General features: G+C 60.1%; 13 protein-coding genes and 1 pseudogene. 6 read left to right on the top strand and 8 right to left on the bottom strand.

From position 1 onward, the window contains the following. Positions 1-40: 40 nt before the first annotated feature. Positions 41-544: a pantetheine-phosphate adenylyltransferase gene (gene coaD, locus QZ196_RS04525; protein ID WP_296424346.1), complete on the top strand. Its 504-nt coding sequence runs from the start codon at positions 41-43 to the stop codon at positions 542-544. A 64-nt stretch (positions 545-608) separates the two neighbouring features. Here the strand turns inward: coaD and gap (QZ196_RS04520) are convergent, their stop codons facing one another. From gap (QZ196_RS04520) to gap (QZ196_RS04510), 3 genes are all read right to left on the bottom strand, one after another. After that, a complete protein-coding gene (gene gap, locus QZ196_RS04520) occupies positions 609-1,610 on the bottom strand; it encodes a type I glyceraldehyde-3-phosphate dehydrogenase (protein WP_296424344.1) in 1,002 nt (333 codons plus the stop codon). Positions 1,611-1,692: 82 nt separating this feature from the next. Next, complete coding sequence (locus QZ196_RS04515) at positions 1,693-1,836, bottom strand: hypothetical protein (protein WP_296424342.1); 144 nt, start codon at positions 1,834-1,836, stop codon at positions 1,693-1,695. Between the two features lie 60 nt (positions 1,837-1,896). Then, positions 1,897-2,898 carry a type I glyceraldehyde-3-phosphate dehydrogenase gene (gap, locus tag QZ196_RS04510; RefSeq protein ID WP_296424341.1) on the bottom strand — a complete coding sequence of 334 codons (1,002 nt, stop codon included), beginning with the start codon at positions 2,896-2,898 and terminating at the stop codon, positions 1,897-1,899. A gap of 200 nt (positions 2,899-3,098) precedes the next feature. On the opposite strand from gap (QZ196_RS04510), the gene QZ196_RS04505 reads away from it, so the two are divergent. Together QZ196_RS04505 and QZ196_RS04500 are read left to right on the top strand one after the other, a co-directional pair. Further along, complete coding sequence (locus tag QZ196_RS04505; RefSeq protein ID WP_296424339.1) at positions 3,099-4,046, top strand: DUF808 domain-containing protein; 948 nt, start codon at positions 3,099-3,101, stop codon at positions 4,044-4,046. Positions 4,047-4,160: 114 nt separating this feature from the next. After that, positions 4,161-4,409, top strand: coding sequence for a DoxX protein (locus tag QZ196_RS04500; protein WP_366510947.1), 249 nt, complete (start codon positions 4,161-4,163; stop codon positions 4,407-4,409). A 58-nt stretch (positions 4,410-4,467) separates the two neighbouring features. On the opposite strand, the gene tkt is transcribed toward QZ196_RS04500, so the two are convergent. Then, positions 4,468-6,486: a transketolase gene (gene tkt, locus QZ196_RS04495; protein ID WP_296424412.1), complete on the bottom strand. Its 2,019-nt coding sequence runs from the start codon at positions 6,484-6,486 to the stop codon at positions 4,468-4,470. A 283-nt stretch (positions 6,487-6,769) separates the two neighbouring features. Between tkt and QZ196_RS04490 the strand changes: the two genes are divergently transcribed. Continuing rightward, on the top strand, positions 6,770-7,240 hold the full coding sequence (locus tag QZ196_RS04490; RefSeq protein ID WP_296424337.1) for a hypothetical protein: 471 nt from the start codon (positions 6,770-6,772) through the stop codon (positions 7,238-7,240). Continuing rightward, positions 7,227-7,619: a cell division protein ZapA gene (locus QZ196_RS04485; RefSeq protein WP_296424336.1), complete on the top strand. Its 393-nt coding sequence runs from the start codon at positions 7,227-7,229 to the stop codon at positions 7,617-7,619. Before QZ196_RS04490 ends, QZ196_RS04485 begins: the two co-directional genes overlap by 14 nt. Before the next feature lie 82 nt (positions 7,620-7,701). On the opposite strand, the gene grxD is transcribed toward QZ196_RS04485, so the two are convergent. The 3 genes from grxD to purL all read right to left on the bottom strand — a co-directional run bounded on the left by grxD (position 7,702) and on the right by purL (position 10,617). Next, positions 7,702-8,061 (bottom strand): Grx4 family monothiol glutaredoxin, encoded by a 360-nt coding sequence (gene grxD, locus QZ196_RS04480; RefSeq protein ID WP_296424334.1) that lies wholly within the window; start codon positions 8,059-8,061, stop codon positions 7,702-7,704. Positions 8,062-8,121: 60 nt separating this feature from the next. Beyond that, on the bottom strand, positions 8,122-8,358 hold the full coding sequence (locus QZ196_RS04475; protein WP_296424331.1) for a BolA/IbaG family iron-sulfur metabolism protein: 237 nt from the start codon (positions 8,356-8,358) through the stop codon (positions 8,122-8,124). A gap of 99 nt (positions 8,359-8,457) precedes the next feature. Beyond that, positions 8,458-10,617, bottom strand: a complete 2,160-nt coding sequence (purL, locus tag QZ196_RS04470; protein ID WP_296424329.1) for a phosphoribosylformylglycinamidine synthase subunit PurL — start codon at positions 10,615-10,617, stop codon at positions 8,458-8,460. Between the two features lie 308 nt (positions 10,618-10,925). Between purL and QZ196_RS17570 the strand changes: the two are divergent. Then, positions 10,926-12,073: pseudogene (locus tag QZ196_RS17570) on the top strand (Hint domain-containing protein). 14 nt (positions 12,074-12,087) lie between these two features. On the opposite strand, the gene QZ196_RS04460 reads toward QZ196_RS17570, so the two are convergent. After that, positions 12,088-12,996 carry a LysR family transcriptional regulator gene (locus QZ196_RS04460; RefSeq protein WP_296424328.1) on the bottom strand — a complete coding sequence of 303 codons (909 nt, stop codon included), beginning with the start codon at positions 12,994-12,996 and terminating at the stop codon, positions 12,088-12,090. Between the last annotated feature and the right edge of the window lie 49 nt (positions 12,997-13,045).

The raw sequence follows: 13,045 nt of genomic DNA, 5'->3' as shown, positions 1-13,045 counted from the left end.
TGTTGCGTGCGCGCAATGACCCAAGTACATGAGGTGCGCCATGCGCGTAGGATTATACCCCGGCACGTTTGATCCGGTGACGCATGGCCATATTGATATTATCCGGCGCGCCTGTTCGCTGGTGGATCGGCTGGTGATTGGCGTGGCGATCAACCGCGACAAAAGCCCGCTGTTTTCGCTCGAGGCGCGGGTGGCGATGGTCGAATCGGAATGCGTGCCGCTGGGCCGTGACATTGGTTGCGAGATCGTCGTGCATCCGTTTGAGAACCTTTTGATCCATTGCGCCCATGATGTGGGGGCCGGTGTGATTATCCGTGGCCTGCGCGCGGTTGCGGATTTTGAATATGAATTTCAGATGGTTGGCATGAACCGTTCGATGGATAACGCGATCGAGACGGTGTTTTTGATGGCAGATGCCAAGAATCAGGCGATTGCATCGAAGCTGGTCAAGGAAATCGCCCGTTTGGGCGGGGACGTGTCGAAGTTTGTCACCCCTGCGGTCAATCAGGCGCTGATGGACCGCTTTGCGCGCAAGGGTGCATAACACGGACGCTGCACAAAAAAAGCCGCCCTGATCGGGGCGGCTTTTGATTGGGATGACGGGCGTCTTAGATCAGTTTGCCCATCGCAACGGCGGTATCGCTCATCCGGTTCGAAAAGCCCCATTCGTTGTCGTACCACGTGAGAATCCGCACCATCGTGCCATCGAGCACTTTGGTTTGGTCAAGGTGGAAGATCGACGAGTGCGGGTCGTGGTTAAAGTCAGAGCTGACAAGTGGCAGGTCGGTATAGCCCAAAATACCCTTGAGCGGGCCATCGGCGGCGGCGATGATCGCGGCGTTCACCTCGTCCACGGTTGTGGCGCGGCTTGCCTCGAAGGTCAGATCGACGACGGACACGTTAGGGGTGGGCACCCGGATCGCGACACCGTCGAGTTTGCCGTTGAGTTCGGGCAGTACCAGACCCACGGCCTTGGCGGCGCCGGTCGAGGTCGGGATCATCGACAGGGCGGCGGCACGGGCGCGGTACAGGTCCGTGTGCATCGTGTCCAGCGTCGGCTGGTCGCCGGTATAGCTGTGGATCGTGGTCATAAAGCCCTTGGTGATGCCAATGGCGTCGTTCAAAACCTTGACCACGGGCGACAGGCAATTGGTGGTGCAAGAGGCGTTGGATACGACGATATCGTCCTTGGTCAATGTGTGGTGGTTCACGCCGTAGACGATTGTCTTGTCGGCGTCTTTGCCCGGCGCCGAGATCAGAACGCGGCTTGAGCCATTGTCGAGGTGGGCCTGACAGGATTCCTTGCTGGTGAAAATGCCGGTGCATTCCATGACGACATCAACATCAGACCATGGCAGGTCGGCGGGGTTACGGATGGCCGTGACCTGCATCGGGCCGCGCCCGACGTCGATCGTTGTCTCTGTCGTGGTCACCGTGGCCGGAAAGCGGCCATGCACACTGTCGAAACGCAGCAGGTGGGCGTTGGTTTCCACCGGGCCCAGATCGTTGATGGCAATCACCTCAATATCGGTGCGTCCGCTTTCGATGATGGCCCGTAGTACGTTGCGGCCAATCCGGCCAAATCCGTTAATCGCGACTTTGACGGCCATGGTATGTCCTCCTTCGGGGTCAATGTTGGCGCTAACATTGCGATTTATGGCAAAAGGTCAACCGTTGATCGTACGGTCAGTGTCACCGCCAAAAGGCGATGTAGTCAATAAGCTCGATCAGGCGTCGCATCAGAAATTCGGGCGCGCCCCATGCAAGGACATAGTGATCAAGGGCGAGAAAGCCAATGATCAGGGCGGCAAGGAACAGGGCGATGGCGTTGGTCATGGTGTAGCTTTAGCGGGGATGTGCCGGTTTGGCAAAACTTGTGAACGGGCCAGCGACCGATTAGTGCAGCCGCCCCATTGTGGCTGCAACATCGGCCATGCGTGCCGAAAAGCCCCATTCGTTGTCGTACCATGCTAGCACGCGCACCGTGCGTCCACCCACGACCTTGGTCTGATCAGGGGCGAAGATGCAGGAATGTGTGGTGTGGTTGAAGTCGATGCTGACCTTTGCTTCGTCATCATAGGACATGACCATGCCCATATAGCCGCCTGCGGCCTCGGCCACGATGGCGTTCACGTCTGCGACGCTGACGGATTTGCCGGCTTCGAAGGTCAGGTCAACGGCGCTGACGTTGGGGGTGGGCACGCGCATGGCGGTGCCGTCAAGTTTGCCGGCCAGTTCGGGCAAGACTTCGCCCAATGCCTTGGCGGCGCCGGTCGAGGTGGGGATCATCGCCATGGCGGCGGCGCGCGCGCGGTAAAGGTCGTCGTGGCGCCGATCGAGCGTGGGCTGGTCGCCGGTGTAGCTGTGGATCGTGGTCATGATGCCACGCTCGATGCCGATGGCATCATTGAGGACTTTGGCCAGCGGGGCAAGGCAGTTGGTCGTACAAGAGCCGTTGGACACCATCCGTTCCGTCGCCAACAAGTCCCGGTGGTTCACACCATAGACCACGGTGCGGTCAACGTTGGTGGCGGGCGCGGAAATCAGCACTTTTTTAGCGCCGCGATCAAGGTGGATGGCGGATTTCATGCCATCGTTGAATTTGCCGGTACATTCCAGCACCACATCCACACCGGACCAGTCAAGGTCTTCGGGGTTGTAGGTGGACATCACGTCGATCGGGCCACGGCCAAGGTCGAGGGTGTTGCCCTTGACCGTGACAGGACTGCCAAAGCGGCCATGGATGCTGTCGTATTTGAGCAGGTGGGCGTTCGTTGCAATCGGGCCGGTGGCGTTGATCTTGACGACCTGCACATCGTTGCGCCCCGCCTCTGTGATATGCGCCAGTGTGCAGCGGCCGATGCGGCCAAAACCGTTGATCCCGATGGTGACTGTCATGTGCGTGTATCCCCGTGCTTTTGGGGTTTCGTGGCGGGTTCGGACGGCTGTGTCCAGTTGAAATGGGCGATTTCTCAATATGTTACCGTTAACGGTTGCCTGTCGGTATCGGTTATCGCTAACGGTTGGCGCCAACATTGCGGGGTTGCCGATGGTGGGGCAGGGGTTAACTGTGTAGCACAGAATCGGAAGGGACACCTATGAGCGGACTATTGGCACTTTTGGACGATGTCGCGGCTATTGCAAAGGTCGCGGCGGCGTCGGTCGATGATGTGATCGGACAGGCCACCCAAGCGGGCGCCAAGGCGGCGGGTGCGGTGATTGATGATGCTGCGGTGTCACCGAAATATGTCCACGGCTTTTCCGCAGAGCGCGAGTTGCCGATCGTGGGGCGGATTGCGCTGGGGTCGATCCGCAACAAGTTGTTGATCTTGTTGCCGGTGGGTCTGCTGTTGTCGGCATTCGCACCTTGGTTGATCCCGTTGTTGCTGATGCTGGGCGGCGGGTATTTGTGTTTCGAAGGGGCCGAGAAGATCGCCCATGCGTTTCACGCCGGTGATACCCACACGGCGCCTGTAGGCGACCCCGCGCATTTGGAAGAGGAAAAAGTGCGCGGCGCGATCAAGACGGATTTTATCCTGTCGGCGGAGATCATGACGATTGCGCTGGCCGCGATTGATACGCCAAGTCTTTGGATGCAGGCGGCGACCTTGGTGGTCGTAGCCGTTGGCATTACGGCCATTGTCTATGGGGCCGTCGCGCTGATCGTGAAGGCCGATGATGTCGGGCTGGCGATGGTTGCAGGGGGGCGGCTGCGGGCGACCCGGGCGGTGGGCCGCGGTATTGTCGCCGGCATGCCGGGGGTGTTGGTGCTGCTGACATGGGTCGGCACTGCTGCGATGCTGTGGGTTGGCGGGTCGATCATCGTTCACGGGCTGGACGAGCTGGGCTTTGGCTGGCTGGGTCATCATATCCACGATTGGGCCGCGATGATCGGGCATCAGGTGCCGGCGTCGGGGGTAGATGCTGTGGAATGGAGCGCCAAAGCGGCGATGGATGGTGTGTTCGGGCTGGCGCTTGGGCTTGGACTGATCCCACTGGGCACCAAAGTCATCACGCCGATCTGGCAGCGGATGATGCCGGGGTGAACGATGCTTTGCTATTGGTGGCCCGGGGTCTGATCGCGGTGCTGTTTCTGGGCGGAGCCGTACAAAAGGCGGTAAGACCCGCAGGACGCCGCGCTACTATTGGCAGGATTCGGCTTGCCGACCGTATTGGTCTGGATCGCGCTGATCTATGACGGTGTCGCGGGCGCGGCTTTGTTGGCAGGTATCGCTGTGCGGCCCGTGGCGCTGTCGCTGGCGGCCTATTGTGGGGTGACCAGCATTTTTTACTTTTTGCCGGATGATCCGTGGCAGATGACCATTTTCGTGAAAAATTGGGCGATTGCCGGGGGGTGTGTTGCGCTGGCCGTGGCCGTGGCCGGGCGTTTTTCGTTTAAGAAAAGATAAGGCGGGGAAAACCCCGCCCTACGGGTCATATGGTCGTAAGGTGGGTCTTGACCCACCCCTACTTGATCAAGGACTTCACCTTGGCGGCCGTGTCTTTCGCCGTGATGCCGAATTCTTCGAACAGACGTTCCGCCGGGGCCGACGCGCCAAAGCCGTGCATGCCGATAAATCCAGACTTTTCGCGCTTGCCGCGTTCGCCGAACAACCAGCGGTCCCAGCCAAAGCGGATGCCCGCCTCGACGGCGACGCGCACGGGGCCTGCGGGCAGGACGCGCTTGCGGTAGCTTTCGTCTTGTTCTTCGAACAATTCCCAGCACGGCATGGACACAACGCGGGTGCCGATGCCATCGGCTTGCAGCAGGTCACGGGCGGCGAGGGCTATTTCGACCTCGGACCCGGTTGCCATGATGATCGCCTGACGTTTGCCGTCAGCGTCGGCCAGCACATAGGCGCCTTGGGCGGTCAGGTTTTTAACCTTATGTTCGGTCCGCACCGTGGGCAGGTTCTGGCGCGACAGGCACAGCACCGACGGCGTGGTTTTCGACGTCAGCGCAAGTTCCCAGGCTTCGGCGGTTTCCACGGTGTCTGCGGGGCGGAAAACATGGGTGTTGGGTGTCGCGCGCATCATCGCCAGATGTTCGACCGGCTGGTGCGTTGGCCCGTCTTCGCCAAGGCCGATGCTGTCGTGGGTCATCACATAGGTCGTGGGGATCCCCATCAGGGCCGACAGCCGCATCGCACCGCGTGCGTAGTCGGTAAAGCACATGAACGTCCCGCCGTAGGGCCGCGCACCACCGTGCAGCGCCATGCCGTTCATTGCAGCCGCCATCCCGTGTTCGCGCACGCCGTAATAGATGTAGCGGCCCTTGCGGTTGCCGGGGTTGAAGATGCCAAGATCGGCGGTCTTGGTGTTGTTCGAGCCGGTCAGGTCAGCCGAGCCGCCGATGGTTTCCATCATGATCGGATTGATCACTTCCAGCGTCATTTCGGATGATTTGCGGGTTGCGACCGATGGCTGGCCTTCGCTGATCTGCTTTTTGAGGGCGCGGATTGTCGCGCTGAGGTTCTTGGGGGCTTCGCCGGCATAGATGCGGTTGAATTCCGCCTGTTTGGTGTCCGACAGTGCCGCAAAGCGGGCGTCCCAATCGCTGCGGGTGGTCGCGCCTCGCGCGCCGATGGCTTCCCACTGGGATTTGACATCGGCGGGAATTTCGAAGGGCCCGTGGTTCCAGCCATAGGCCGCCTTGGCCGCGATCAGCTGTTCGGCGTTGGTCAGTGCGCCGTGGCCCTTGGAGGTATCCTGTGCCGCGTGTCCCAGAGCGATGTGGGTTTTGCAGGCGATCATGGACGGGCGCGGATCGTTTTTCGCAGCGGTGATGGCCGCGTCGATCGCGACCGGGTCGTGGCCGTCGATGGATTGCACGTGCCAGCCGGATGCCGCAAAGCGCGCAGGCTGGTCCGTGATGTCGGCCATGTCCACGGTGCCGTCGATCGTGATGTTGTTGTCGTCAAACAGAACAACCAACTGTGACAGTTTTTGCATGCCGGCAAGGCCGATGGCCTCTTGGCTGATCCCCTCCATCAGGCAGCCGTCGCCGGCGATGACGTAGGTGTGGTGGTCGATGATGGTTTTGCCCCAGGTGGCGCGCTGAATTTCTTCGGCAATCGCAAAGCCGACTGAGTTGGCGATGCCCTGACCCAAGGGGCCGGTGGTGGTTTCAATGCCGCGCGCGTGTCCGAATTCGGGGTGACCTGCGGTTTTGGCACCCCATTGGCGGAAATCCTTGATCTGCTGCAGGGTGATGTCTTCGTAGCCGGTGAGGTACATCAAGGAATACAGCAGCATGGACCCGTGCCCCGCCGAAAGGATGAAGCGGTCGCGGTCTGGCCATGCGGGATTTTTCGGATCGAACTTAAGGTGCTTTTCAAAAAGCACGGTGGCGACATCGGCCATCCCCATGGGCATGCCGGAGTGGCCGGAGTTGGCAGCGGCGACCGCGTCCAGTGTCAGGGTGCGGATGGCCGCGGCTTTCATCCAGTGATCAGGGTGGGCGGTCCGAAGGGCTGCAATATCCAAGGTGGTCAAGTCCTATTAAGAATGGTGAACGACAAGTTTGTCAGCCTCATATCAGGGTCCCCCCTGAGATCAAGCGTGACAGCTAAGTCATTCATTTTCTTACAACCTGCCCGTTTGCGGGGGCCGTGTCGATGGCTTAGTCTGGTGCAACAAGGGTGCGATTCGGCGCGCGGGGCTGCAAATTTGCACAAGAGCCGCCTGACGCCGGGTCGATTTTGATGCGGACGGCGGACACACCGGGGCATTTCCGGGCCAGCGTTGGTGGCCACGAAAGGACAGGCGGATGAGTGATATTAGTGCGTTGGAAAGTCGGATAACGGCGGCTCTTGACCGGATCAGGCGCGGCGTTGACGCACAGGATGCGCAGGTGGCTGCCAGTGCGTCGATTTCGGTGGCATTGGAAAACGAACGCGCGGCCAACGTCGCATTGGTTGAGCGGGTGCGGCTGCTCAAGGAACGGCAGGACACGCAAGTGGCGTCATTGACCGAGCGGGTGGAGACACAGCGCGCGCAGATGACCCAGCTTGACCGGGAATTGCAGCGGTTGCGGGCGTCCAATGTCCAGTTGCGCGAGATGAATACGCAGTTGCGTGCCGCTATCACCGAAGGGCTTGCACCTGAATTGCATGACGCGGCGGTGACCGCCGAAGTGGAGGCATTGCACGCGCAGCGGTCTGCGGACGCTGTTGAAATTGATGCGATCCTGGCCGAATTGAAACCCCTGATCACGGAGGCACCCCATGCCGCAGGTTGAAATTTCCATTGGCGGCCGCACGTTTGAAGTGGCCTGTCAGGACGGGGAAGAGCATTTCCTGCATTCCGCAGCGGCCATGCTGGACGGCGAGGCGGCGCATCTGTCGGAGCAGATTGGCCGGATGCCCGAGGCGCGGATGCTGCTGATGGCGGGGCTGATGCTGGCGGACAAGACCGCAGGACTGGAAGACCGCGTACGCGTCGCGGATGCCGAAGTGGCGAAACTGCATGGGCAGATTGAGAAACTGGAGCAGCGTCCCACGCCGGCACCGGAACGGATTGAAGTGCCTGTGGTGCCTGCGGCGGTGACCGATACGCTGGCCGAAATTGCCGCCCGTGCCGAGGCTCTTGCCGATCAGGTCGAGGCGAAGGCGGGCTGACCAAAAAGGGGCGCTACCGCGCATTCTTGATATCGCGATTTGAAAGGCGACGCTTCGCATGAGCGTCGCCTTTGTTTTTGGTTTAGCCGTTGGCTTCGCGGATTTTGTCGGCGGCGTCTTTGTCGAAGGACACGCCGCTGTCGGAAAAGAGCGTATCAAGTTCGCCCGAGAGCATCATTTCGGTGATGATGTCGCAGCCGCCCACGAATTCGCCCTTGACGTAGAGTTGGGGGATGGTGGGCCAGTCGGAGTAGTCTTTGATGCCCTGGCGGATTTCCTCATCGGCCAGCACGTTCACGTCGGCGAAATCGACGCCCATGAAGTTCAGCACGCCTGCAACGCGGGAGGAGAAACCGCACTGCGGCATGGACTTTGTGCCCTTCATGAAGAGCACGACTTGGTTGGCGGTCACGGTGTCTTTGATTTTGTCTACGGCGGTCATTGGGGATGTCCTTTGTGGTGAGGGCAAAGTCTGAGAACGACTTTGGTGTCATATGTGGCGTTAGTCCGGCGCCTTGGTGGTCAGCGCCAGGGCATGAAGTTCGCCATTGGTGCCGTCCATTTTGCCTTTGAGGGCGGCGTAGACGGCGCGTTGTTGCTGGACCCGGTTTTTGCCGCGAAAGCTTTCGTCGATCACTTCGGCGGCGAAATGTGCGCCGTCGTCGCCCTGCACGCTGATCCGGGCGTCGGGGAAGCTGCTGCGCAGCAGGGTTTCGATCTCATGGGCGGTGATCGGCATGGGCGGTCCTTTGGTCTGTTGCACGTAATCTAAGTACGCTGGTGCCGGTCGGCAAGTCTGCGCCTCCGGCGGGAGTATTTTATGGACATAAGAAAAGGATCAGGCGACGGCCACTTCAAATGCTGTGCGGTAGATATGGGCGAGTTCATCCAGCGGTGCGCTGTATTGGCCAAGGGTGACGGTGGTGCCGCCTGCCTTGCCGACGGTTGTCAGGGTCACTCCGGCGCTGGCGGCGGCGGACATCAAGGCTTCGGCCTGATCGAAGTTGCAACCGATGAGGTAGCGCGCCTGATCTTCGCCAAACAGGGTTGGGGTGTCTTCGGCATCCAGCGTGATGCCGACCCCTGCGGTCTCGGCGAGTTCAAAGGCGGCCAGCGCGAGGCCACCATCGCTGAGGTCGGTGCAGGCCGTGATCAGGGTGTGGTTGGCGCGGATGAAGTCGCCGTGCCGCTTTTCCGCGGACAGATCGACGGGCGGCGCGTCGCCTTCGACCCGGTTGTGGACTTCGGCGAGCAGGGCGGACTGGCCCAGGTGGCCAAGGGTTTCGCCGAGCACAAGAAGCACGTGCCCCTCGCGGAGTTGACCGATGATCATGTCATCGGGGTGTTTGATGATGCCCACGGCCCCGATGGTCGGGGTGGGCAGGATACCGGTGCCGTCGGTTTCGTTGTAAAGCGAGACATTGCCCGAAACGATGGGCATGTCGAGGGCGATACAGGCTTCGCCGATACCTTGGATGGCACCGACAAACTGGCCCATGATCACGGGCTTTTCGGGGTTGCCGAAGTTCATGTTATCGGTTGCGGCAAGGGGCGTGGCGCCCACGGCGGTCAGGTTGCGATAGGCTTCGGCGACGGCCTGTTTGCCGCCCATCACAGGGTTGGCTTTGACATAGCGGGGGGTCACGTCGCTGGTGAAGGCCAGAGATTTATCGGTGCCGTGGATTCGCACGATGCCAGAGCCGGCACCCGGTGTGCGGGCCGTATCGCCCATGACCTGTTGGTCGTATTGTTCATAGACCCATTGTTTGCCCGCATAGTTTGGGCTGCCGATCAGCGCCTTGAGCCCGTCAATCGGATGGACGCCGGGCACGTCACCCAAGGGGTCGGCGGCGGGTGTCGGCACCCAAGGGCGGTCGTATTCAGGGGCCGAGCCGGAGAGGGTGGCCAGTGGCAGGTCGGCCTTGATTTCGTTGTTGTGCAGGACGATGAAGCGGTCTTCGGCGATGGTTTCACCGACGATGGCAAAATCGAGGTCCCATTTTTCGAACACCGCGCGGGCTTCTGCCTCAAGCTCTGGTTTGAGGACCATGAGCATGCGTTCCTGGCTTTCGGACAGCATCATTTCGTATGCGGTCATGTTTTCTTCGCGCTGGGGCACCGCGTTGAGGTTGAGGCGGACGCCCAGCCCACCCTTGTCGCCCATTTCCACCGCCGAGCAGGTCAGGCCGGCCGCGCCCATATCCTGGATGGAGATCACGGCACCCGTCGCCATGAGTTCAAGGGTCGCTTCCATCAGGCGTTTTTCGGTGAAAGGGTCGCCGACCTGGACGGTGGGGCGTTTTTCTTCGATGGTGTCGTCGAACTCGGCGCTGGCCATGGTGGCGCCGCCGACGCCGTCGCGTCCGGTCTTGGCGCCGAGGTAGACGACGGGCATGCCGATGCCTGAGGCCGCAGAGTAGAATATCTTATCGGTGTCCGCGATACCTGCGGCAAAGGCGTTGACGAGGCAGTTGCCATTGTAGGCGGGGTCAAAACGGACCTCTCCGCCGATTGTGGGCACGCCAAAGCAGTTGCCGTAGCCGCCGACGCCCGCGACGACGCCGTTGACCAGTTGCCGGGTTTTGGGGTGGCTGGGTTCACCGAACGACAGCGAGTTCATTGCGGCAATGGGGCGCGCGCCCATTGTGAAGACATCGCGCAGAATACCGCCCACGCCGGTTGCCGCCCCCTGATAAGGTTCGATGTAGCTGGGGTGGTTGTGGCTTTCCATTTTGAACACAACGGCCTGACCATCGCCGATATCGACCACGCCTGCGTTTTCGCCGGGGCCGCAGATAACCTGGGGGCCGGTCGTGGGCAGGGTCCGCAACCATTTCTTGGATGATTTATAGGAGCAATGTTCGTTCCACATGGCCGAGAAAATACCAAGCTCCGTATAGGTCGGTTCGCGCCCGATGATTTCGAGGATACGCTGGTACTCGTCGGGCTTCAGCCCATGAGCGGCGATCAATTCATCGGTGATGTGGGGTTCTTGCATGTGCGGCCTCCGGCAGTTGTTGGCCTTTTAACGGTGCCAGCGGCGAGGGGGAAGCACGATTTTAAAGAAAAAAGTGCCGGGCACTAAGGCCCGGCGAAGTCCAACAGGGAGGTGAAAGCGATGCGCGCTTACGCATCATCGCCTTCGAATGATCAGATAGGGTGCAATATTTGACCATTCAAGAAAAAATACCATTACGCGACCGCAATGCCGCCATGTGGTTTCTGCATGGCTGATGCGGTTCGGTTCATCGGGGGTTTAACTCGGGTGCTTTAACAGAATGATCGACGCGGAAATCCGGTGACTTGATGGCTGGGCCGGGCATTGGTGCGATGAGCCGTAAAACCAGTGTCGGAGATCTGAGCCTCCGGGGGGGAATTGAGAGTGAAGAAGCTTTGACGGACACATTCTGGGCACGTACCGATAGCCCATCGGCAAATAACGCGGCATTGAATTTGACGGGTGATGCCAGTGTACAAATCACGTTTATACGCCTGGCGTCCGGAACCGACCCCGGCGACACAATTCTGGAGCAGCTGGGCGCGGGTATCACGGACCCCGATACGCAGGTCCTGATCAATGGCGTGGCTTATGATTTTGTTTACGAATTTTCTGGCACATTGCCAACGAACAACAATAACGGCGCCAATCAGGTGCCGGTACTGTTTCGGGGTGATCCAGTCGCGCTTGTCTCGGTCATTGATTATCCTGCGCCCGGTGACGTAACGCGGCTGGCGTTTCTGCCTGAATCCGGTGCGACCGAAACGCAAATGAATGCGTTCGGCAATGGTGCGATCACGGTTCAGGGTCTTGACACTACGCCGCCGCCGACGCCGGTGTGCTATCTTGCAGGCACGATGATTGAGACGCCAACCGGACCGGTCCGTGTCGATGACCTGCGTCGTGGCAGTTTGGTGATGACGGGCCGCAGCCGTTGATCTGGGCCACCCATTCGACCCATCTATGGCCCGGCGCGGATGAGAAGTATAAGCCGATTGCGATCAAGGCAGGTGCGTTGGGGCGCGGTTTGCCGTTTGTTGAGCTGGTTGTGTCGCCGCAGCATCATGTTTTGATCCGCAATGAACTGTGTCAGGAAATGTTTGGCCATGCGGAGGTCTTGGCGCCTGCAAAGGGACTGACCGAAATGGTTGGCGTGCGCTGGATGCGTGGAAAAAAAGAGGCGACCTATTTTCATCTGTTGCTTGCGAAACACGCGCTTTTGCGGGCGAATGGGGCGCAGTCGGAAAGTTTTTATCCCGGTCCAACCGGGGTGGCGATGCTGAGTGCGGCGCAGCGTGAGACGTTGTTCGATGTTTTGCCTGCGTTGCGCAGCGACCCTGACAATGGGTATGGGCCGACGGTCCGCGCAAAGATCACGCGTCGGCAGGCGGAAAAGCTGGTCGCGGAAATGGCCAAAGTCCGGGGCGACGCGCGCCAGCCTGAGTATGCGGCGTAGCTGCGCCACTGGGGTTATGACGGTGCTGACGCTTCTCTGATTTTACGCCGGTGGGCAAAGATTTCATCCTGGACAAAGTCGCGAAAGGCACTGATCCGTTTGGATTGGCGCAGTTCTTCGGGGTAGGCGAGGAACACCGGGACTTCGCCGCTTTCCAGATCAGGCAGGACGCGGACGAGGGCGGGAAAATCTTCGGTGACGTAATCAGGCAGGACCCCGATGCCGAGATTGTTGAGCACGCCTTGCAGGACGCCGAAGTAGTTGTTGACGGTGAACAGGCTGGGCACGTCGTAGGTCATCAGGTGCTGGACCAGTGTGGCACTGGCAGCGACCTGCGTGGAATTCAGGCTTTGACAAATCAAGCGGTGGTTCGTGATGTCGGATATATCATGCATCATGCCACGCTGTGCGATATACGTCTCGGTTGCATAAAGCCGCATGCGCACGGACATCAGCCGTTTGCGGATCAGGTCGGCCTGTGACGGCTCTTTCATGCGGATCGCCACGTCGGCCTCGCGCATGGGCAGGTCAAGCACGCGTTCTTCGAGCATCAGGTCGATCTTGAGGTCGGGATATTGTTCATAAAGTTTGGGCAGGCGGGGCGCGAGCCACAGCGTGCCGAAGCCGGTGGTCGTGGTAACGCGCAATTCGCCGAACACTTCTTCTTCGCTGTCGCGGATGCGGGCAGAGGCCGCTTCGAGCCGTTTGTTCATTGATTTGGCGGCGTCGAACAGCAATTCACCCTGTTCGGTCAGGATCAGTCCGCGGGCATGGCGGTGAAACAGCGTTGTGCTGAGTGATTCTTCGAGCGCGCGGATTTGCCGGCTGACGGCGGATTGCGACAGGTGCAACACATCACCGGCGTGTGTCAGGCTGCCCGCGTCCGCGACGGCGTGAAATATTCTTAACTTATCCCAGTCCATATTATCCTGCTGTCTGTCAAATAACCGCGCTTATGGAAAGATCATTACG

The organism is Yoonia sp. (genome assembly GCF_017854565.1).
GTDB lineage: Bacteria > Pseudomonadota > Alphaproteobacteria > Rhodobacterales > Rhodobacteraceae > Yoonia.
Note: the sequence above shows the minus strand (reverse complement) of the source record. Positions and strands in the feature narration are given on the sequence as shown.